The following is a 22511-nucleotide window of genomic DNA, read 5'->3' on the forward strand; positions in this document are numbered from 1 at the left end:
ATGAGCGGAGATGCTGCGACGCTTTGGCCGCGCGTGGCCGAAGGGCTGCGCCGCGACCTTGGCGTGCGTACCTTCGACCATTGGCTGAAGCCGGTGCGCTTTGCCGACTATTGCGCGCTGTCGGGCGTGGTGACGCTCGAAACCGTCAGCCGCTTTTCGGCGAACTGGATCAACGAACGCTTCGGCGACCGGCTCGAACTCGCGTGGCGGCAGCAGTTGCCCGCGGTCCGCAGCGTCATGGTGCGCGGCGGCGCCGCAGCGGATGACCGCGCCGCGAGCCTCGCGGCCGCGCCGCTACCGAACTTCGATACACCGGCGCCGGCTGTGCCCGCCGCCAATCCGGCGCTGCTCGGTTTCGACCCGCGCCAGTCGTTCGACCGCTTCGTCGTCGCGCGCAGCAACATTCTTGCCGCCAATGCCGCGCGCCGCATGGCGATGGTCGAGGCGCCGCAGTTCAATCCGCTCTACCTCTGCTCGGGCACCGGGCAGGGCAAGACGCATCTGCTGCAGGCGATCGCGCAGGATTATGCCGCAGCGCATCCGACCGCGAACATCATCCTGATGTCGGCCGAAAAATTCATGCTGGAATTCGTCGGCGCGATGCGTGGCGGTGACATGATGGCGTTCAAGGCGCGGCTGCGCGCCGCCGACCTGCTGCTGCTCGACGATCTCCAGTTCGTGATCGGCAAGAATTCGACGCAGGAAGAACTGCTCCACACGATCGACGACCTGATGACCGCGGGCAAGCGCCTGGTCGTAACCGCCGACCGTCCGCCCGCGATGCTCGACGGGGTCGAGGCACGCCTGCTGTCGCGTCTGTCGGGCGGGCTTGTCGCCGATATCGAAGCGCCCGAGGATGATCTTCGCGAACGCATCATTCGCCAGCGGCTCGCCGCGATGCCGATGGTCGACGTGCCCGACAATGTCGTCGCCTATCTGGTCAAGCATTTCACCCGCAACATTCGCGAACTCGAAGGCGCGCTCAACAAGCTGCTCGCCTATGCCGCGCTCACCGGCACGACGGTCGACCTGACGCTCGCCGAAGACCGGCTCGCCGAGAATGTCCGTACCGCGCGCCCGCGCATCACGATCGACGAGATCCAGCGCGCGGTCTGTGCGCATTATCGTCTCGACAAGAGCGAAATGGCGTCGAAGCGCCGCGTCCGCGCGGTCGCGCGCCCGCGCCAGGTCGCGATGTACCTCGCGAAGGAACTCACGCCGCGTTCCTATCCCGAGATTGGCCGCCGTTTCGGCGGGCGCGACCATTCGACGGTGATCCACGCGGTACGCACGGTCGAGGCGCTGCGCGTCGCCGACAGCGAACTCGACGCCGAAATCGCGGCGATCCGGCGCGCTCTCAACAGCTGATCCACAGGCTTATGCCGGAGTTGTCCCCTGGGTTATCCCCGGGGTTATCCACGCCCTGGCTGGCCGCTGTTCGGCGGTCTGCGGGCGGTATTTAGAAATCCGGATCGACGGGGCGCAAAACCGCGGAACGGCCGTTGCCCTGGGCGATCAACCTGTCGGGGGGCGATCCCTTTTCCACCCAGTCCTCGACCGCGAGACGGATGTCGTACTGGGGATGCCGGGCGCCCGCAGGGGCATCGAGCGACTGGCCGAAGTTCGTCGCCGCCGCACCGCCCTGACAATGCTGCATGCCCGGTACCATGAAGAGCCGATAGAAATCGGGCAGCGGTGCCTGCCCCTGCGTCGCCTTTCCGACCGACCGGTACCAGTCGAGACCCAGGCGGGGCGCAATGACGGCGTCGGACCAACCGAAATAGGACAGGATCTTGCCGCCTTTGTCGCGAAAGCGCTGAAGATCGGCGGGGCGCACATCAAGCTCGGCCGAAAGCTGTGCGGGTGAATAATATGCGAACAGATGCTGCCGCGACTGTTCGGCGAAGGTCCGCTGCGATTGGGCGGCCGGATCCGCGTTGACGATCCATCGTTGCCAGTCGGCGATATCCATCGCGGCCGGCTGGTAGCCCGCGTCGACGATGCGGGCGAGCGAGGCAAGCTGCCCTTTCGAAAGGCAGCCGGACCGTGGCCCGCCCGTGCAGGCAAGGCGCGACCAGTCCGGCCGGCACGCGCCGGGTTGTTGAGCAATGCCGTTCCGTACCGATTTCGCCGGGCAGGCCGCGATTGCGGTGCGTCGGATGAGGTCGAGCTGCGGCGTGCCGAGCCAACCGTCCGCGCTGCGAACGCTATCCTGAATAGCGCCGAAATGACGTAGCTGGACCGTCCATGGATTGGCCGGCGCGCCCGCGATCACGCCGTCCCAATCCTCGGGCCAGCGCGCCGCCGCCATCAGCGCCATCCGCCCGCCGTTCGAACAGCCCATGAAATAGCGATGCCCGGGCGCGCGGCCATAATAGGCGAGGGTTATCGCGTCCGCCGCGTCGCGGGTCGCCTTGATCGAGCGCCAGCCATAGTCGGCGAGGGCCACGGGGCGATCCGCGGCCCAGCTCGCATCGAAGCCGTCGCCGCGGTGTCCGGTGTCGGTCGCCGCGATGACATCGCCGCGCTCCGCGCCCTCGGCCAGCGTCGGCAAATGGATTGCACCCGCGAAGCCGCCATTGCCGATCTGGTAATAACGCCCGCGCCAGCGTTCGGGCGCGGGCAGGTAGACGGTGAAACGGATGTCCGACCCGGGCACCGGATGCGCCGATCCGCTGACCCGGCAGATGCCGTCCGAAAGCACCGCGCTTTCGACCACGGCCTTGTCGAGCGCCAGCGTGGCAAGATGGGCGCAGCGGTCATCCACGGCGGGGCTGCCGAACGACAGAAGCAGGGGCAGCCAGGCGAAGACGTCAGGCAGCTTGCTCGTCTTCCCATGCGAATTTGAACGACCCCGCCGTCGGGTCGACGCCCGCGAGCATCATCCCCTGGCCGCGCGAACTATGCCGGTCGTTGAGCGGCACGTCGGCGGGATCGCGGAGCTGGATCAGCAGCGTCGTGCGCGGTTCGTCGGAGGTGTTGAGCCCCGACCCGTGGACGGTCAGATAATGGAAAAACAAGGCATCGCCTGCCTTCGCGGGAAGCGGGGTCGCGCCCTCGATCGGATAGGTTTCGGTCGAGGCATGATGATCCTTGCCCTCGGCGGGCAGCGGGCCGAGCTTGTGGGTGCCCGGATAGACGCGCAGGCATCCCTTTTCCTCGGGCGCGTCGTCGAAGTGCAGGATCACGGCGATCATCGAATGGTCGCGATGCGGGAAATAGGGATAATCCTGATGCATCGGAAAGGGCGAGCCCTTTTCCGGCGGCTTGATGAACATCTTGTTGTGGTGAAGCTGGACGTTCGGGCCGATGATGTCCTGCGCGATTTCGGTCAGCCGGGGGTCGGTGAGCAGCCGCGTCACCATCGCCGAGCGGAAATGGACGTCGTGGCAGTGGGTGATCGTCGTGCCGCTGCCGCGCACGCTGTCCCACGTCGCGTCGCTGTTGCCCTCCTTGTCGGCGATCCGGTGCATCTCGGCACGGAAGGCCGCGGCTTCCTCGGCGCTGAACAGGCCGGGGACGAGGACATAGCCCTGCTCGTCATAGAATTTTTTCTGCTCTTCGCTCAGCATCGCCGCGGCATCCTTATGGTCCAGATATGCGCCGACCGTGCCGCTTTCGGCCGATGATCGCAATTGGCCTACGTCTTATCTTGTGGTAAAAAATCGAACATGAAAAACCTCGATCTGCCGCTGGAGGATTTGCCCCGCATTGCTGTCGCGGGGCAATTTGTCCTCGCCGACAGCGGTTTTTCGACGATCCATCGGGGGCGCACCCACGCACTGCATCTCCACGGCTACACGGGCGAAATGGAGCTGGCGGGACAGCGTATCCGCATCGCGCCTGGCGATATCACGCTGAGCCCCGCGGGCTTGGTGTCGAGTTACGACCTCGCCGCGCCGGGCGCCCATTGGTGCATCCATATCGAAGCTGTGGAAGGGCAAGGGACGTGTGCTCCGATTGCGCTCCACCTGCCGGGATGCGCCGCCCTGCGTGAACGCTTTGCGCATATCAGCGGGTTGTTCGCGACCGCCAGCGACCCGATCGCGCATATCGCGGCACGGCTCGCGGCGCAGGACCTTCTCCTGACGCTTGCGCGTCGCACCGACCCATTGCCCGAGGACGATGCCGCGGCGCGCGCCGCCGAATATATCGACCGTCATTTCCACGAAGCGATCGGCGTGCGCGACATCGCCGCCGCGGCGGGTCGCGCGCCCGCTTATCTCGCGCGGCTGTTCCGCAGCCGCTTCGGTACCACGGTCCCGCACCGCCTGCTCCAGCGGCGCGCCGAACATGCGCGCTTCCTGCTCGAATCGACCGACCTGCCGATCTGGCGCGTCGCCGAACGCTGCGGCGTCGCCGACGCACAGCGCTTCAACAAGATGGTGCGGAGCCTGCTCGGCGCGAGCCCGAGCGCCGTACGCGCGCGTGTCCGGGGACCGGTGGTCGATCCCGATCGCTGATCAGCGCCAGGCCAGCCAGATTGCCGCGGTCCACGAGAAATCGTCACCGCCGCTGCCCGACCCGTCGACGGGGCTATAGGCTTCGTAAAAGCCATTGCGTTCCATCAGCGCCAGCGTGTCGTGGCGGACGCGCGCCGCCTCGGCATCGAAACCCGCTTCGGCCAGACCGGTGCCGATCATGTAATTCACGACCGCCCACACCGGGCCGCGCCAGTAGCGGATCATCTGGAAGCCCGGATCCTCGGGATCGAGGCTGGGCATCAGATATTCGACCTTGCTGCCGATGCGGTGCAGGTGCGCCAGCATCGCGGCATCCTTCGCGGGGTCGGCAAGGCCGGCGTAGAAGCTCAGGAACGATGCGCTGGTGATGAAACCCGACGAGCGACCGGTGAGGAGGTCGCGCGAGCACCAGCTATGCTTTTCCTCGTCCCACAGCCAGTCGATCCCGGCTTCGGCCTTCGCGATCATCGCGCGGATTTCGGCAGCTTCCTCGTCGCGGCCAAGATATTCGGCGAGCGCCAGGAGGTCGCGGTTCGCGCGCAGCAGAATCATCGACATGCCGATGTCGGCGACCTTGAACGGGTTGCCCGCGGTGATCTTCGCATGGTCCCATCCCTGCGCGACGCCATATTGGACGAGCGCGAGATAGCGGTCATATTCCAGCTTGGTCGGCCGCATCTTCGCGTCGAGATGGCCGGTGTCGCGGCGGGTGTATTCGCCGACGTTCGAGATGTCGATCGGCTCGCCGGGGATGTCCCATTCGGGCGAATTGTCGCGGCCGGTTTCCCAGGGATGCATCGCGACGACGACGCCGCGGCCTTCGGGGTCGCGATAGTCGCGGAACCAGCGATGCCAGCCGACCAGCTTGTCGAACAGGCTTTCGAGGCGGAGGCGATAGGCGTCCTCTGCCTCTGCCGCGATCGCGCTGTCCCACAGCTTGCGGACGACCGTCGCGGCCACGGGCGGCTGGGTGATGCCCGAGGTGACAGGGGTCTTGCCCGTCGCCCAGACCGAGGGGCCGGGGAAATAGCCGGGGTCGTCCTGCCAGAAGACGATGTGCGGCAGGAAGCCGTCGTCCCACTGCGCGCTGAACAGCGTCTCAACCTCTTTCCACGCGCGGTCACGATCATAGGTGTCGAAGCCGAGGGCGACGAAGGCCGAGTCCCAGTTCCACTGGAAAGGATAGACCCGGCCGTTGGGGACGGTGTAGCCGCCGCGGTCGTTGGCGGTCAGGATGGCGCGGGCACCCGCGTCAAGCTTGTCAATTGTCATGTCGCGGATGCCCGTTTTCTCTCTCAGAAGTTGAAGGTGGCGCGCGCCGTGATACGGCGCGGCAGGACCGGACGGCCGACGAAGTAAGCGCCCCCGACCGTCTGGTTGTTGTCGAGACGCGGCGACCCTTCGGTCGTTGCATCGGTGTCGAAGACGTTGAACACATTCACACCCAGGCGCAGGCTCTTGTTGCCGAGCGGCACGGTATAGCCCGCGTCGAGGTTGACGATATTCCACCCGTCGAGCTTGATCGAATTGTTCGACGCGGTGAAATTGTCGCCGGTGTAGTTGGTGAAGAAGGACACATCGAGCGCGCCATCGTCATAATAGAGGCCGGCATTGTACAGGATCTGCGGCTGACGCTCGAGATCGTTGTCGATGATCGCCGGATTCGACGTCGGGACGCCGCCGACGTTCGACTGGAACTCGGTATATTTCGCCTTCTGCACTGTCAGATTGCCGTTGAAGCGCAGATTGGTGAGCAGCTTCAGGTCGAACACCGCCTCGACACCATAGGATTCGGTGGCGACCAGATTGACGAGTTCCTGAAAACCGCCGCCCGGCGCGTTGACGAACAGCACCTGCCGGCGGTTCTTGAGGCTGGTGTAAAAGGCCGAGGCTTCAAGGCTGAAGGCCGGCTGGCTGACCTTGATGCCGCCCTGCACCTGCTTGATGATTTCGCCTTCATAGCTTTGCGTGCCGGGGGCCACGCTGGCATTGGCGGCGGTCCCGGCGGGCAGCGGCAGGAAACCGACCGCGCGCACCTCGGGGAAGAAATAGCCCCGGCTGGCATTGAGATAGAGGCTGACATCGTCGGTCAGTTTGTAGAGCGCGCCGGCGGCCAGCGCCCACTCGGTCGTCGAAACCTTGCCGGTCAGATAGCCGTCATTGCCCCAGATCACGTCGCGCAGCGACGCCGACAGGTTGGGCGTGGTGGCGTCGGTCACCGTCGTCGACGTCCGCTCGCGGCTGATGTCGCCCTTATAATGTTCGACGCGTCCGCCGATATCGAGGTTGAAGCGGTCGCCGATCTGCATCTGGTCGGCGAAATAGGCGGCGTAGCGCTCAGCCTGATGCCGGTTGTTGACATAACCGCCGCCGGCGTTGAGCAGGCCGTTCCGCGAAATGATCGTCGTGACGTTCGTATTGGGGTTGGTGACCGACAGGTTGATCAACTGCGGCTGGTTGTTGAACGCCGCGAGGAATGTCGTCGTGACGTTGACGTCGCGCGCGACCGTGTCGGCATAGAAGCCGCCGAGCGTGAAGCTGTGCTCGATATTGCCGGTCGTCGCTTCCTTGGTCAGGTTCAGCTCGGCAGACAGGTCGTGCATCGGCCGGTTGCGGTCGGTGAAGCGGTTGGCGAAGACAAGGTCGTCCGCCGCCACCGCGCCGCCGCCGACATAGGTGAAGGTCGCGTTGGCCGCAGTGATGCCGTTGAGCTCGGGAATCTGGCCGCGACGTGCGGCGTTGGTGACAAAGGCATTCAGCGTTTCGGGGACGTTCACGACCCCGTCGCCATCCGACCACAGGCCGAACTTGTGCTTATAGTCCGAATATTTGACGCGTCCGTTGATGCCCCAGCCGCTGTCGCCGAACTTTTTGTCGAAAGCGAGGGCGACCTGGCCGCCGCGGGTGGTCACGCCGTCGGTGATATCGGTCGCGAACGGGCCGTCGGGAGTGTTGAAGCCGAGCCCCGCGACGTCGGGCGTCATCAACTGATAGACTTTTTTGCCGTCGTTGCCGGCGATGCGCCCGCGCGTCGTGCCATCGAGCGGGACGGGCAAATAGAATTGTGCCTGATCGTCGATATACTGGCCGTAAAGCGTGATCGACCCGCTGTCGTCGGGGAACTCATATTTGAGGTTGCCGCGGACCTGGAAGCCCTCGGTGTCGAGGCCCGTTTTGATCGGGCCGTCGTCCTTGCGATAGAAACCCGACAGCGCGAAATAGAGATTTTCGCCAAGCGGTCCGCTGATCGCCGCGTCGCCGCGATAGCGGCCCTTTTCGGCCCATTCGATCTGCGCAGTGCCTTCCAGCTCGTCGCGGCCGCTCTTGCTGATATAGTTGATCAGGCCCGCGACCGATCCGGGGCCGAACAGGTTCGACACGCCGCCGCGCACAAACTCGAGACGCGAGATGCCGAGGTCGTTGCGGTAATAGACGTCATAGGCCGACGAATTGAGGCCGAACGTCGACATCACCGGGATGCCATCATACATCAGCGGCGTGAACTGATATTGCCCGCCCGAGGGAAGACCGCGCACGAACACGTTCGATGCGACCTCGCCGCCGCCAGCGTCGGCCTTGATCGTCGGAATGCTCGCGAGAATGTCGGCCTGGCTGCTGACGCCCAGGCGTGCCAGCGAATCCTCGCCGACCGACGTCACCGCGAGCGGCGTGTCGAGCGCGATGCGGCCGCGGCTGGTGCCGGTGACGATGATCGTGTCCTGATCGCTCGCGACCGCTTCGTCGGCCGTCTGCGGCGCGGTCTGGTCGGTGTCCTGCGCGTGGGCCACCTGCAACGGCATCAGCGTCGCGGCAAGCGGCGTCGCGCAAAGCAGGGCGTTACGGAAAGTGCGCGAAAAGCGGCGGTGAGCGGTCATGCTGGTCTCCTCCCATGGTCTCGTCCGGGCCCTTTGCAGGCCGTTGTCATAAAAACTGAAGGGGAGGGTCCTTCAACGAAAGCCCGTATTGTTGCAACGCTGTGTTGCTGATAATGATACGATAAGACATAAATTGCGGGAGACGAATGATGCTCGATCTGGGCGATCTGCAGGTCTTTTCAAAGATCGTCGAGACCGAAAGCCTGACCAAGGCAGGGCAGGCGCTTGGGCTTCCCAAATCGACGGTCAGCCGGCGCATTTCAAGGCTCGAGGAAAATCTCGGCGTGCAATTGCTCCACCGTTCGACGCGATCGGTGACCGTGACCGAGGACGGCGCGATGTTCTTCGAATATTGCCTGCGCTCACTGGGCGTGCTGCGCGACGGCGAGCGGGCGTTGCAGAACCGCCAGAATGTGCCGCGCGGGGTGGTGAAGATCGCGATCCCCTATGTGCTGGGGCAGAGCCTGATCGGTCCATTGCTCGCGAGCTTCCTCGATCTCTATCCCGACGTGCGCCTTGTCAGCGTGATGACCGACGATGCCGTCGGGCTGCTCCGTGCGGGTTTCGACGTCGCGCTTGCGGTCGGGCCGTTCGCCGATTCGGAGCTTGTCGCGGTCAAACTCGGTGTCACCGAATGTGGCCTCTTCGGCGCGCCGGGCTATTTCGAGCGCAAGGGCATGCCGCAGAACCATGTCGAACTGCCGCGCTTCGACCTGCTCGCGACCGGCACCGTCGACCGCCGCCAGCGCTGGCCGCTCCATACCGAAACCGAGCAGGTGACGGTCGAATTCTCGCCGCGCCTCGTGTGCAACGACCTCAATCTGCTTCGCCACGCGGTGCGGTCCGAACTCGGCATTGCGACGCTCCCGGCCTTCCTTTGCAAGAGCGATCTCGCCGAAGGAAAGCTCGTCGAGGTGCTGCCCGGCTGGCAGGCGCCCGACATGAGCTTTTACGCGCTGTTCGCCGATCCCAAGGGGGTGCCGGTGCGCGTGCGATCGCTGATCGACTATCTGACCGAGAAGCTGAGACCGACGCTTTCCTGGGAAATTTGACCAAGTTGCGAAAAATGGAACAAATAGTTCCATAATCTGGCGCTAGGCGCTTTTGCCGCTCTGCTTCACCCCAAAGGCAAATCACAAGTGGAGGGTGTCATCGCTACCGAGGCCGAACAGGTGGGCAAGACTGCGCAACGCGACCGGTTGATCGCGCTGTTTCGCGAGTCGGTGCGCGCGGTAAGCCCGGAGGTGGCGATGCCGCGCAAAATCCCGCACTCGCCGCACGGCCGTACGGTGGTAATCGCGGTCGGCAAGGCGGCGGCTGAAATGATGCGCGTTGCGCAGGACCGCGCCGAACAACCGCTCAAGGGCCTGGTCGTCACGCGGCACGGACATTTGCCCGAACCAGCGCCGACATGGCGCGACGTCGAAATCATCGAGGCGGGGCACCCCTATCCTGACGAGAATAGCCTCGTCGCCGCCGAACGCGCGCTCGCGATCGCGACGCGGCTCGAGGCGGGCGACAATCTGCTCCTGCTGCTGTCGGGCGGCGGCTCGGCCTTGCTTGCGGCGCCCGCGCCGGGACTGTCGCTCACCGACAAGCAACAGATCACCCGCGCGCTGCTTCAGTCGGGCGCGACGATCGAGGAGATCAACTGCGTCCGCAAGCATCTCTCGCGCGTCAAGGGCGGGCGGCTCGCGGTCGCGGCGGGCGCGGCGCATGTCACGACCTGGATCATCTCCGACATCCCCGGCGATGATCCCAGCTTCGTCTCGTCGGGGCCGACGGTCGCCGACCTTACCAGCCTGTCCGACGCGCGCGACATCGTCGCCAAATATGGCATCGAACCGTCTGCGCAAATTGCTGCGGCGCTGAACGACCCCGCGAACGAGACCCCCGCCGCCGATGCGCTCGGCATTGCGGGCGGCGAGACGCAGATCATTGCCAAGGCGCGCGATGCGCTGGCGGCGGTGCAGGCGATGGCAGGCGCGCAGGGCTATCAGGTCACCAACCTTGGCGACCAGCTCCAGGCCGAGGCGCGCCATCTGGGCGCAAGCCACGCGGCCCTTGCGCGTCGCATGGCAAAGGATGGCACCGCGCGCGTCATCATCTCGGGCGGCGAAACGACGGTCACGGTTACCAACAAGGCGGGACGCGGCGGGCGCAATCTCGAATATCTGCTCGGCCTCGCGATCGCGCTGAACGGCGAGCCGGGCATTTTCGCCATCTCGTGCGACACCGACGGGATCGACGGGACCGACGATGCCGCCGGCGCGACGATCGCCCCCGACACGCTGGCGCGCGCGCAGGCGGCGGGTCTCGTCCCGGCGGAATATCTGGCGTCGAACAACGCCTACAGCTTTTTCGAAAAACTTGGAGACCTGGTCATAACCGGGCCCACGCTGACCAATGTGAACGACTTTCGGGCGATATTGATCGACCCGACGGCGTAAAGGGAGAGACGACATGGCTGGGAACAGGGAAGGTCTGGCGTCGCGCGCCAACTATCCGTGGATATTGATCGGGCTGCTCTGGCTCGTCGCCTTCCTCAACGCCGCCGATCGCAACATTCTGCTTGCCGTGCTGCCCGACCTGAAAGCCGAATTCGATCTCACCGATACCCAGCTTGCGCTGCTCGGCTCGGTATTTTTCTGGATCTATGCCGTCGGTGCTTTCATCGCGGGGCGTATCGGCGACAGCGTGCGCCGCAGCCGCCTCATCATCTTCGGCCTTGTTTTCTGGAGCGTCGCGACCGGAGCCTCGAGCCTCGCGACCGGCTTTGCGCTGCTGCTTACGATGCGCGCCTTCGTCGCGGTCGGCGAGTCCACCTACTACCCCACCGCCACCGCGCTGATCGGCGATTGGCACAAGCCGCAGATGCGCAGCCGCGCATTGTCGCTGCACCAGACTGCGGTTTTCGCGGGCTCGGGGCTCGGCGCGGTCGCGGCGGGCTATATCGCCGACGCTTTTAGCTGGCATGCGCCGTTTCTGATCTTTGGGGCCGTCGGGCTGGTCCATGCTGCGCTGCTCTGGTTTTTCCTCCGCGATGCGCCGATCGTCCATACCGCCGCCGAGCAGGGCAAGCCCGCCGATCCCATCGGGATCGTACTGCGTATTCCCGCCGCGTTGATTCTCTGTGTCGTCTTCGCGCTCGCGACGGGGGCATCGACCGGCGTAACCTTCTGGGCGCCTTACTTCGTAAAGAATCTGCTCGGCCTGAATCTTGCCGATTCGGCATGGGTCGGCTCGGCGACGATCAATATCGCGGGCTTTTGCGCGGTGCCGCTCGGCGGGCTCCTCGCCGACACGCTGGCGAAGAAATCGCCGATCGGACGCTTCACGACGCTGGCGATCGGGCTCGGGCTTGCGGGCCTGCTGCTGCTGCCCTTGCTCGGTGCCGAAACCGCAACGCAGATCGGCATGGTGCTCGTCGCGACGAGTATCGCGAAGGGGTTGTTCGACGGCTGCATCTATGCCGCGATGCAGGACGTCGTCCCGCCGCAGGCGCGCGCTACCGCCGTCGGCATGATGACGATGATCGGCTTCCTCGGCGCGGGCATCACCCCGATTCTCGTCGCGTGGATCGGCGAAAGCTTTGGCATGGGGTCGGGCATCGTCGCAATGGCAGGGTTTTATGCGGCCGCCGTAATCATCCTGCTCGCCACGCGCCTGCAGGCTCGCCGCGGGGTCGCGGCCAATCAGGAGATTGTGAATGTCGTCGAATAAGGCGCTTATCCTCACCGCGCCGCGCGAACTTGCGTTCGAGGAAAGCGCATTTGACCCGCTTGGCCCTGACGAGGTGCGCATCCGCACCCTCTTCTCGGGCATCAGCGCGGGCACCGAGCTGACGCAATATCGCGGCACCAATCCCTTCATGCACCGCCGGTTCGACGAGGCGCAGCGCCTGTTCGTCGACGCCGAGGTGCCGAGCTGGGACTGGCCGGTGCGCAACCTCGGCTATGAGGAATCGGGCGAGATTGTCGAGGTCGGCGGCGGCATTGCGGACCTGAAAGTCGGTCAGCGTCTTTTCGGCACCTGGAATCACAAGACACACCATGTCGCGACCGCCGATTATGTACGTGAGCGACTGCTGCCCGAGGGCGCCGACCCGCGCATCGGTATCTTCTCGCACATCGGCGCGGTCGCGCTGAACGGCGTCCACGACGCGCAGATCCGTATCGGCGACACGATCGCCGTCTTCGGCCTTGGCGTCCCGGGCCAGATCGTCGCGCAAGCCGCGCGCGCATCGGGCGCACGCGTGATCGCGATCGACCCCGACGCCGCGCGCCGCGATATCGCGATCCGTCACGGCGCGCATCTTGCGATCGAGCCCGCCGGTGCGGCCGAGGAGATCAAGCGCCTCACCGGCGGGCGCGGGGCCGACGCCTGTATCGAAGTATCAGGTGCGCCGCCCGCGCTTGGCGAAGCGATCCGCGCCGCCGCTTATAATGCGCGCGTCGTCGCGATGGGTTTCTTCCAGGGCGCGATTCCGGGGCTCAAGCTCGGCGAGGAATTCCACCACAACCGCATCCAGCTTATCTGTTCGCAAATTTCGGGGGTCTCGCCCGACGCGAGCTATCGCTGGTCGAAGCCGCGCCTCTGGCGAAGCGCGATCGAGTTGCAGCACGGCGGCACGCTCGACCTGATCCCGCTGATCACGCACCGCGCACCCTTTGCCGACGCGCCGGAATTGTTCGACCAGCTCGACCGGGGTGCGCCGGGCATGTTGCAGGCGATGCTGGAGTTCGGGATATGAGCGCGCTTCGCGTCGGCCTGCTCGGCTGCGGCGGCATCGGCGCGCGCCATGCCGGCGCGGTCGCGGCGTTACCCGCGGATATGGAACTGGTCGCCTGCTGCGGCCGCGATGCGGAGCGGACAAAGGCGTTTGCAGAGGCGCGCGCCGCCGCCGCTTACACGGACCTCGACGCAATGCTGCGGCAGGAGCGTCTCGACCTCGTCGTAGCCACTTTGCCCCCCTATAATCGCGGCGGTGAGATCGAACGCGTTGCCAAGGCCGGCGTCCACCTGCTCGTCGAAAAGCCGATCGCGCTGAACCAGCAAGCCGCCGACGCAATGGTCGCTGACGTCTCGGCGACCGGCGTCGTCGCGGCGATCGGCTTTATGTATCGTTTCGGCGACGCCGTGCGGCGGTGGAAGTCGGCGGATACCGGGCGAGTCGGGCTTTACGCCGGCGCTTATCATTGCAATGCGCTTCACGCCGACTGGTGGCGCGAGGAGGCCAAATCGGGCGGCCAGATTCTCGAGCAGATCATCCACCAGGTCGACTTGATCCGTCATCTGATGGGCGAACCCGACACCGTCTATGCGCGCCGCACCAATTTCGCGCACCATGATACGCCCGGCTATGACGTCGAGGATATCAGCGCGATCCTCTTCGGCTGGGACGATGGCCGCATTGCGACGCTCAACGCCTCGAACATTGCGGTCCCCGGCGTGTGGCACAAGGAATGGGCGGTCTATGCCGAGCGCATGACCGGGCGCTTTACCGGTTGGAACGATGCGGTGCTGACCCGCACGGCGGGCGAGGTAGCGGCTGAGGAGATTGCCGGGCCGACCGATCCCTTCGTTGCGCAGCTTGCCGACGTGCATCGCGCGATCGCGACCGGCGGCGCGCCCTATATTCCGCTTTCGGAAGGCGCGGCGTCGCTCAAGCTCGCACTCGCGGCACGGCAGTCGGCCGACGAGCGCCGCGAAATCCGGTTGAAGTCATGACGTCATTTGAAAAGAGCGGGATCGTCCTCGGCGGCGTTCAACCGTTGCTCGACGGCGCGGTGCCTGTCTGTTCGGCGGCGGTGCTCGCGAACGGGATCCTATGGTCGCTCGAAGACGGCGGCCGGATCGTGCTGGCGGTCTCGCAAGGCGATGTCATGCGCCTCGACGTCACGGTCAGCGGCCTTGCCGAAGCGCCGCTATCGCTCGGTCTGCGCTTCGGTGCGGTCAGCGGCGTCCGGCGCTATCTTCGCAACGGCTATCATAGCTGGGACGGCAGCTTCTTCGCCGACCCCGGCACTCCCGCGGGCGATGCGCCGCCGGGCAAGGAACCGACGCTCGGCTTTGCGTTGACCGCGCTGGTGCCCGTCGAAGGGCGGGGCGCCGTCGTGCTCGGTTTCGATCGCCATGATCGCTTCCAGAACCGCTTCCGCTTTGGCGGCGATGGCGACGCGATGACGATCGACGTCGAAACCCTGCTCGACCGGACCGGTGCGACTGCCGCCGAGACGCTGCTCTTTTACGCCGACGCCGATACGGAAAATGCGTTGGTCCGCTGGTCCGACCAAGTCGCGGCGGCGTCGCCGATATCCCCGCGCCTTCCCGAAAAACGCATCAGGGGCTGGTGTTCCTGGTACAATCTCTACGCCGCGATCACCGAGGAAAATATCCGCGAGCATCTAAGCGCCGCTGCCACCTATCGCGATACGCGCGGCACCGATCTCGACATCTTCCTGATCGACGACGGCTTCACGCCAGAGATGGGCGACTGGCTCGACGTCAAGCCGCAGTTCCCGCGCGGGATGCGGCCGCTGCTCGGCGAGATTGCCGATGCCGGGTTTACGCCGGGCCTGTGGATCGCACCCTTCATCGTCGGCAACCGCAGCCGGCTTTATGCAGAGCATCCCGACTGGGTCGTGCACGACCGCGACACCGGCATGCCGATCGTCCAGATGGCCTTTTACGGCGAGTTTCGTTGGCACAAGCGCAGCGAGGAATATTATGTCCTCGACATCACGCATCCGGGTGCCGAGGCTTGGATCCGGCGCGTTTTCCGGACATGGACGCGCGAATGGGGCGCGCGCTACTTCAAGGCCGATTTCATGTTCTTCGGCGCCGAATATGGACCCGACCGCGCGACCTGGCACGAACCGGGCCTCTCGCGCATCGCGATCTGGCGCAAGATGGCGGCGATCATTCGTGAGGAAATCGGCGATGCGCTTCTGCTCGGCTGCGGCTGCCCGCTCTGGGCGTCGGTCGGACTGGTCGATGCGGTCCGCATCGGGCGCGACGTCGGGGTCAAATGGTCGGGCGACCAGTCGGCCGAAAGCCTGCTCCGCGATCAGGCGACGCGCAACCATGCCGCAGGGCGGTTGTGGCAGGCCGATCCCGACTGCATCCTGCTTCGCGACCGCTTCCACGATCTCAGTGACGCGCAGGTGGCCAGCCTCGCCCTGCTCGCTGGGCTGTCGGGCGGGGTGCTGATGACGAGCGACCATCTCGGCGAATTGACCGTGGAGCGCGCGACGCTGCTCGATGCGCTCGCGGGCCTCGACGTCGTCGAGTGCCGCTACCCCTCGCTTGGCAATGGCGAGGCGCGGATCGTCCAGCGGACACGGCTTGCCGACGGACGGGCACTCGAACTGCAACTCGATCCCGAAACCGGCGAGAGTCGTTGTACCGATAGCAGCGGAGCCATGTGGCCGTGACTTTCGACCCAACCGAACATCCGCACCGCCGTTACAACCCGCTACGCGGCGAGTGGATATTGGTGTCGCCGCACCGCGCCAAGCGCCCGTGGCAGGGCGAGCAGGGGCGGGCGGTGACCGAACGGCCGCCGAGCTATGATCCCACCTGCTATCTCTGTCCTGGCAATAGCCGCGCCAATGGCTCGACCAATCCGGCCTATTCGGGCCCGTTCGTCTTCGACAATGATTTCGCTGCGTTGCTCGCCGACACGCCCGCGCCCGAATGTTCCGACGATCCGCTCTTCCGCGCCGAAGCCGCATCGGGCACTTGCCGTGTAATCTGCTTCTCGCCCGACCATGCGCGCGGGCTGCCCTCGCTGTCGGACGCCGAGATTGCCGTGGTCGTCGATTGCTGGTGCGAGCAATGCGCCGACCTTGGCCGCACCCATGCCAATGTGCAGGTCTTCGAGAATCGCGGGGAGATGATGGGCTGCTCGAACCCGCATCCGCACGGGCAGGTGTGGGCGACCCGACATATCCCCGCTGAAATCGAACGCGAGGATGCGAACCAGCGGAGCTGGGCGGGCGGCCGGCCTATGCTCATCGAGCTTGCGGAGCGCGAGGCCGGCGGCCCGCGCATCGTCGTCGAACATGCCGAATGGCTCGCAATCGTCCCCTATTGGGCGAGTTGGCCGTTCGAAACTTTGCTGCTGCCGCGTTTTGCGGTGCAGCGTCTGCCCGATCTTAAGACCGCGCAGCGGCAGAGCCTCGCGGCGGCCCTGGGCGAACTCACCCGCCGCTACGACGCGCTCTTCGACTGTGCATTTCCCTATTCGATGGGCTGGCACGGCGCCCCCTTCGGCGAAGGCGATGCCGGCCACTGGCAGCTCCACGCGCATTTCTATCCGCCGCTGCTCCGCTCGGCGACGGTGCGCAAATTCATGGTCGGGTACGAAATGCTTGCCGAGGCGCAACGCGACCTGACCCCCGAGCAGGCGGCCGAGCGGTTGCGGGCGGTGCGGCCGTGACGCTCGCCGGTCAAGTGCTGACGCATTTCGCCCAGCTCATGGGCGCGGCCCCCGACCTCGCCGTCGGAGCGCCGGGCAGGGTGAACCTGATCGGCGAGCATACCGACTATAACGATGGCTTCGTTCTCCCCGCAGCGATCGGTCTGCAAAGCATCGTCGCGGTCCGCCGTCGCTCTGACAGCATCGTTCGGCTGATAGCCGCCGATTTCGGCGATGCCGTAAGCGAATTCGATCTCGCCGCGCCGATCGCACCCGACACGGCGCAGCCATGGTCCAATTATATTCGCGGCGTCGCTGCGACGATGCAATCCGACGGCGTCGAATTCCGCGGGCTCGATATGCTCGTCGCCGGCGACATTCCGCAGGGTTCGGGGCTTTCTTCCTCGGCCTCGCTGTCGGTTGCGAGCGCCATGGCGTTCGGCGGTTTGTTCGCGCCCGGCCGGTTCGATCCGACAGCGATCGCGCTGATAGCGCAGCGCGCCGAATGCGATTTCGTGGGCATGCGCTGCGGCAATATGGATCAGCTCGCCTCCGCGCACGGGCTCGCGGGCCATGCCTTGCTGATCGATTGCCGCAGCCTCGACGTGCGTCCGGTCGCCCTGCCGCACGGTCTGGCGATGCTGATCGTCCATTCGGGGATCCGCCGCGGCCTCGTCGACGGCGCGTATAACGAACGCCGGGCGCAGTGCGAACGCGTCGCCGGACATTTCGGTGTGGCGGCGCTCCGCGATGTGACGCCATCGGCGCTTGAAGCTGCGCGGGGCGACCTCGACCCGACCGCCTGGCGCCGCGCGCGCCACGTCGTGACTGAAAATGAGCGTACGCTGGCCGCGGCAAAGGCCATGGAGGCCGGCGATCTCATCCTGCTGGGCGAGTTGATGGCCTTGTCCCACGCGTCGATGCGCGAGGATTTCGAGATCACCACGCCCGCGATCGATCGGCTAGTGGCGGAATTGCAGCGGGTGATCGGCGGGCGCGGGGGCGCACGCATGACCGGCGGCGGTTTTGGCGGTGCGGTTGTCGCGCTGGTCGAGGCCGACGCCGTTGCTGCAGTCTCCGCGCATGTCCAAGCCACTTATCATACGCCGGAGGGTCAGAGGCCGGCGATCATGGTCGAACGCGCCAGCGCCGGCGCGTCCTTTCTGTAAATCGGCGCAATTGGGGGATGAAGCGAAAGATGAGCGGGAAAATTGCACTGATCGAAGCGGGGGGTACGAAATTCATCGTCGGGGTCGGCGATGCGACGCGGCGGATCATCGCGCGCACGCGGATTGACACGACGCGGCCCGAAGAAACGATTTCCGCGGCAATCGACTGGCTTCGGCAACAGGGCGGCGATTTCAGTGCCGTGGGCATTGCAAGCTTCGGTCCGCTCGACCTCGACCCCGCTTCGGCGACATGGGGATATATCACGCGCACGACGAAACCGCATTGGAGCAACGCCGATATAGCCGGACCTTTCGCGCGCGCGTTCGGTTGCCCGGTCGCGATCGACACCGACGTCAACGGTGCAGCGCTCGCCGAATGGACCTGGGGTGCAGGGCAGGAAACGAAGTCGACCCTGTATCTTACCGTCGGGACCGGCGTCGGAGGCGGCGCTGTCGTCGATGGACGACTGATCCATGGCCTCAGCCATCCCGAGATGGGCCATATCCGTGTCCCCCGCCATCCGGACGACCTCGGTTTCGCCGGGCATTGTCCCTTTCATGGCGATTGCCTCGAAGGCCTTGCCGCGGGACCCTCGATCATCGCGCGCTGGGGCGTTTCGCTTTCCGATCTCCCCGCCGATCATCCCGGCCACGATATCATTGCCTGGTATCTTGCCCAGGCCGCGCAGACATTTGAGGCCATTCTTTCTCCGTCGCGGATGATTTTCGGCGGCGGCGTAATGGAAACGCGGGGTTTGCTCGATCGGGTTCGCGTCAAAGCCGCCGAGGGCGGCGCAGGCTATTTCGCGGGCGACCCTGCGGAGGTGATCGTCGCACCCGCGCTCGGTCCCGATACCGGCCTTCTGGGCGCGCTTGCGCTGGCACTCCGCATATCCTGATCCTCCGGCAATGGTACAGGCGTTTCGCCGGACCTCGGTTCTCCAGCGGTGCGTGCGAGCGGGTTAGCATCATGTTGCCACCCGTTCGATCTGGAGACCGACGATGAAGACCGCGATTGCCGCTTTCGCCTTGTCCGCGCTTCTGGCCGCCGCGCCCGCCGCTGCGCAAACCGACCATGCCGGACATGATACCCCCGCCGCCAAGCCGGCAAAGGTCACCTTGGTGTATCAGCACGAACTGCCGAACGTCCCCGGTAAGAGCGTCAAGGGCGTGCTTGTGGAATATGGTCCGGGGGCGGCGAATGCCTCGCATGTCCATGCGCCTTCGGCGCTGATCTATGCAACCGTGCTCGACGGCGCGGTGCTCAACCAGATCAATGGCGGGCCGGTGCGCACTTTCCGCAAGGGCGAGAATTTCACCGAGTTGCCGGGTGACTTCCACAATGTCAGCGCCAATGCGAGCCAGACCGAGCCCGCGACATTGCTCGCCGTGTTCGTCGTCGATACGAACGAGAAGATACTGACCACGCCGGCCGCCGCGCCGCGTTAAACACAGCATTATCAAATATGTATCAACGGCGGATAAGCCTCGGCTTGTCCGCCGATAGATTTTCTTCGTCGCAAAAACCGACCTCCGGCGTTGACGAAACTAAAATCAATCGATTAAGTTGACATTGTCATTCGGGACTGGTCGAGACGAATGACGGGCTCTCCCCTCGACCCGCGGCTTTTGACCGGGAAGCAGCTTGCTCCGCGTTACCAACGGCTAAAGCGCGTGATGCTCGGGCGACAGCGCCAGGCATTGCGTTCCCCCCAGAAGGGGTATTGCGATGCGTATGTGTAGCAGCATCGACTAAATCATCGCCGCGTGACATGCGCGGGGTAGCGGACCGACCGCGCCCCGCCGACAATCGCGGCATCCCAAAATCTCCAACCGCGCCTCCTCACGCGAGACGTTGCGGTCTGACGTCCGGCACCCGAGCGCCGGCGTGGGGAAACATCATGCCTTTGCTGACCCAATCCGACCTGTCGGATCTGGCTCGCTATCCTGCGTCCCTGCGCAGCGCCGCCCGTGCGCTGTGGGGGGCGGAGCTGGCGACTGCCCGACCCGGCGCGGCGCACCGCGCCACCATTCATCACATCAAAAAGGGGGCGGGATCACCGCCCGGGGACCATATCTAATGAACCGTTTCTCTCCTGATCATCGTTTCAAGCTTCTGCTCGGCGCCGCACTGCTGCTGCCGACGGCGCCGGCATTCGCCACCGAAACCGTCGCCGAGGCAGGCGCATCTGCCGACGGCGCGGAAGCAGGCGCCGACGAGGGGGCCGCGGGGGCTGCCGTCGCGGCCGCTTCAGCCGCCGCCTATGACGGCGCCGAAATCATCGTGTCGGCGCGCCGCCGCGACGAAAGCGCGCAGGATGTCCCGATCGCGCTTTCGGTCGTGGGCGCATCGCAGCTTGAACAGACAGGCAATTATACGCTGACCCAGATCCAGCAGATCGTCCCGAGCCTGCAGGTATTCAGCTTCAATCCGCGCAACACCAACATCAACATCCGCGGGCTCGGCAGCAATGTTGCGCTGACCAACGACGGGCTGGAGAATGGCGTCGGTTTCTATGTCGACAATGTCTATTTCGGGCGTGTCGGCCAGTCGCAGTTCGACCTTGTCGACCTGCAACAGATCGAGGTGCTGCGCGGGCCGCAGGGGACGCTGTTCGGCAAGAACACGACATCGGGCGCGATCAACATCAGCTCGCGCAAGCCAAGCTTCGACCCTGAATTTTCGGGCGAAGCCACCGTCGGCGACTATGGCTATTACCAGCTCCGCGCATCGGCATCGGGGGCGCTGGTCGACGATCTGCTTGCGGTGCGCCTCAGCGGTTCGGTGACCGAGCGGCGCGGTTTTCTGTACAATGACACGCAGAACGAACGCGCGCAGGACTATTCGAACTGGAGCGTCCGCGGGCAATTGCTGTTCACGCCGACCGCCGACCTCGAAGTCCGCATCATCGGCGACTTCGCGCGCCAGAAACAGAACCACGTCCTCAACATCTTCGCCGATTATTTCGGCACCTATGCCAATGGCGCCGCGATACCGAACAGCTTTGCCGAGCGGGCCGCGCGCTTCCCGGGCTATAGTTTTCCGACGATCGACCCCTTCGCGCGGCGCGGCGAGGCCGACAGCCATTATCAGTCGAACATGGACGGTTATGGCGTGTCGGGGCAGGTCGACTGGGACGTCGGCGCGGCGAAACTGACCTCGATCACCGCCTATCGCTGGTGGGACTGGAACCCCGCGAACGACGGCGATTCGACCTCGCTCCCGGTGATCGTCAAGGCGCAGCAGGCGAACCGCCAGCGACAGTTCAGCCAGGAACTCCGGTTGGCCTCCGACACCGACGGTCCGATCGACTATGTCGTCGGCGCTTATTATTTCTGGCAAGTCATCCGCGGCAGGGGCGCGAGCGCCTATGGCCCGGCGGCGGCGCTGTGGAACCGCCCCGCGACCTCGCCCATCCCGCTTGCCGCATGGGAAGCCGCGCTGAATGGCTTCGAGGCCAATTCGACCTCGGATCCGCGCACCAAAAGCTATGCGTTGTTCGGTCAGCTCGACTGGAAATTCACCGACCGGCTGACGCTGACCGCGGGGCTGCGCTACACGCACGAAAAGAAGAGCGGCTCGTTCACGCAAATCCATGTCGCGGGGACCAACCTCGCCACCCTTCCGGCGGGATTGGCGGCACAGGCGGCGGCGCTCCGTGCCCAGTTCAACCCCGTCACCAGCTACTCCACGGGGTTCAAGGACAACAGCGTGTCGGGGCTCGCGACCCTGTCCTGGCAATTCTCGGACGACGCGCTCGCCTATGCGACCTATTCGCGCGGTAACAAGTCGGGCGGGCTCAACCTCACCAACCTGCCCGCGGGGATCGATCCCGACGTCGCGCCCGAAAAGGTCGACAGCTACGAACTCGGGATCAAATCGCAATGGTTCGACAAGGCGGTGACGCTCAACGTCGCGGGCTATTGGACCGAGATCAGCGATTATCAGACCGCGATCACCGAACAGGTGCCGAACACGGTCAACGTCCGCCAATATATCGCCAATATCCCGGGTGTCCGCTCGCGCGGGGTCGAAGGTGATCTGAGTTTCGCGCCGTCGGAGCGTGCGAGCTTTTATGCTTCGGTCGCCTATGCCGACACGACGTACAGCGACTACCGCACCGCCCCGCAGGCGCCCGAGCGGCTGAACGAGGGAGGAATCCAGGACCTGACCGGCGCGCAGCTCCCCGGCGTTCCGAAGTTCACCTACACGCTCGGCGGGGATGTGTCGGCACCACTCGGCAGTCTCGGCGGACGCGACCTGTCGATCTATGCCCATGCCGATTATTCGCACCGCTCGTCATTCAACACCTCGTCGAGTGACAGCATCTACGCCGATGTTCCCGCTTACGGGATCGCGAATGCGCGCATCGGTTTCAAGACCGACGACGGATTGTTCGACCTGTCGCTCTGGGCGCGTAACCTGTTCGACAAGGATTATTTCCAGACTTTGTCGGCGCAGAACACCGGCATCGTGACCTCGCTGATCGGCGAGCCGCGCACGATCGGCGTGACGCTGCGGACGAAGATCTGATGCACGCCGCCCTTTCAGAAATTCGCCGCGACGACAGCCGGAACCGGC

General features: G+C 65.2%; 17 protein-coding genes. 13 read left to right on the forward strand and 4 right to left on the reverse strand.

What is annotated here, in order from left to right; all coding sequences use genetic code 11:
• Positions 1–1368 (forward strand): chromosomal replication initiator protein DnaA, encoded by a 1368-nt coding sequence (gene dnaA, locus KEC45_RS00005; RefSeq protein ID WP_252171294.1) that lies wholly within the window; start codon positions 1–3, stop codon positions 1366–1368.
• 91 nt (positions 1369–1459) lie between these two features.
• Here the strand turns inward: dnaA and KEC45_RS00010 are convergent, their stop codons facing one another.
• Together KEC45_RS00010 and KEC45_RS00015 are read right to left on the reverse strand one after the other, a co-directional pair.
• Positions 1460–2767: a tannase/feruloyl esterase family alpha/beta hydrolase gene (locus tag KEC45_RS00010; protein ID WP_062185378.1), complete on the reverse strand. Its 1308-nt coding sequence runs from the start codon at positions 2765–2767 to the stop codon at positions 1460–1462.
• 46 nt (positions 2768–2813) lie between these two features.
• Complete coding sequence (locus KEC45_RS00015) at positions 2814–3635, reverse strand: phytanoyl-CoA dioxygenase family protein (protein ID WP_202966825.1); 822 nt, start codon at positions 3633–3635, stop codon at positions 2814–2816.
• Between the two features lie 36 nt (positions 3636–3671).
• Here KEC45_RS00015 and KEC45_RS00020 point away from each other — a divergent pair, with 36 nt between their 5' ends.
• The gene (locus KEC45_RS00020; protein ID WP_062185375.1) at positions 3672–4463 is read left to right on the forward strand and encodes an AraC family transcriptional regulator; all 792 of its coding nucleotides are present in this window, start codon (positions 3672–3674) and stop codon (positions 4461–4463) included.
• Here the strand turns inward: KEC45_RS00020 and KEC45_RS00025 are convergent, their stop codons facing one another.
• Together KEC45_RS00025 and KEC45_RS00030 are read right to left on the reverse strand one after the other, a co-directional pair.
• The gene (locus tag KEC45_RS00025) at positions 4464–5735 is read right to left on the reverse strand and encodes a trehalase family glycosidase (RefSeq protein WP_062185372.1); all 1272 of its coding nucleotides are present in this window, start codon (positions 5733–5735) and stop codon (positions 4464–4466) included. It lies immediately after the preceding gene.
• 23 nt (positions 5736–5758) lie between these two features.
• Entirely contained in the window at positions 5759–8338 is a 2580-nt protein-coding gene (locus KEC45_RS00030; protein ID WP_252171295.1) for a TonB-dependent siderophore receptor, read from the reverse strand.
• A 146-nt stretch (positions 8339–8484) separates the two neighbouring features.
• On the opposite strand from KEC45_RS00030, the gene KEC45_RS00035 reads away from it, so the two are divergent.
• From KEC45_RS00035 to KEC45_RS00085, 11 genes are all read left to right on the forward strand, one after another.
• Positions 8485–9390, forward strand: coding sequence for a LysR substrate-binding domain-containing protein (locus KEC45_RS00035; protein WP_062185366.1), 906 nt, complete (start codon positions 8485–8487; stop codon positions 9388–9390).
• A gap of 87 nt (positions 9391–9477) precedes the next feature.
• The gene (locus KEC45_RS00040; RefSeq protein ID WP_202966824.1) at positions 9478–10788 is read left to right on the forward strand and encodes a glycerate kinase; all 1311 of its coding nucleotides are present in this window, start codon (positions 9478–9480) and stop codon (positions 10786–10788) included.
• Positions 10789–10801: 13 nt separating this feature from the next.
• Positions 10802–12061: an MFS transporter gene (locus KEC45_RS00045; RefSeq protein ID WP_062185364.1), complete on the forward strand. Its 1260-nt coding sequence runs from the start codon at positions 10802–10804 to the stop codon at positions 12059–12061.
• Positions 12048–13091, forward strand: a complete 1044-nt coding sequence (locus KEC45_RS00050; RefSeq protein ID WP_062185362.1) for a zinc-binding dehydrogenase — start codon at positions 12048–12050, stop codon at positions 13089–13091. Before KEC45_RS00045 ends, KEC45_RS00050 begins: the two co-directional genes overlap by 14 nt.
• Positions 13088–14068, forward strand: a complete 981-nt coding sequence (locus tag KEC45_RS00055; protein ID WP_252171296.1) for a Gfo/Idh/MocA family protein — start codon at positions 13088–13090, stop codon at positions 14066–14068. The genes KEC45_RS00050 and KEC45_RS00055 overlap by 4 nt, the downstream gene beginning before the upstream one ends.
• Entirely contained in the window at positions 14065–15774 is a 1710-nt protein-coding gene (locus KEC45_RS00060) for a glycoside hydrolase family 36 protein (RefSeq protein WP_062185356.1), read from the forward strand. Before KEC45_RS00055 ends, KEC45_RS00060 begins: the two co-directional genes overlap by 4 nt.
• Positions 15771–16781 carry a UDP-glucose--hexose-1-phosphate uridylyltransferase gene (locus tag KEC45_RS00065; RefSeq protein WP_062186903.1) on the forward strand — a complete coding sequence of 337 codons (1011 nt, stop codon included), beginning with the start codon at positions 15771–15773 and terminating at the stop codon, positions 16779–16781. Before KEC45_RS00060 ends, KEC45_RS00065 begins: the two co-directional genes overlap by 4 nt.
• Positions 16778–17929, forward strand: coding sequence for a galactokinase (gene galK / locus KEC45_RS00070; protein ID WP_062185353.1), 1152 nt, complete (start codon positions 16778–16780; stop codon positions 17927–17929). Before KEC45_RS00065 ends, galK begins: the two co-directional genes overlap by 4 nt.
• A gap of 29 nt (positions 17930–17958) precedes the next feature.
• Positions 17959–18828, forward strand: a complete 870-nt coding sequence (locus KEC45_RS00075; protein ID WP_062186901.1) for an ROK family protein — start codon at positions 17959–17961, stop codon at positions 18826–18828.
• A gap of 103 nt (positions 18829–18931) precedes the next feature.
• Positions 18932–19378, forward strand: coding sequence for a cupin domain-containing protein (locus tag KEC45_RS00080; RefSeq protein ID WP_152682479.1), 447 nt, complete (start codon positions 18932–18934; stop codon positions 19376–19378).
• Positions 19379–20009: 631 nt separating this feature from the next.
• A complete protein-coding gene (locus KEC45_RS00085) occupies positions 20010–22463 on the forward strand; it encodes a TonB-dependent receptor (protein ID WP_062185350.1) in 2454 nt (817 codons plus the stop codon).
• The last annotated feature ends 48 nt before the right edge of the window (positions 22464–22511 follow it).

It is taken from the genome of Sphingopyxis sp. USTB-05 (assembly GCF_023822045.1).
GTDB lineage: Bacteria > Pseudomonadota > Alphaproteobacteria > Sphingomonadales > Sphingomonadaceae > Sphingopyxis.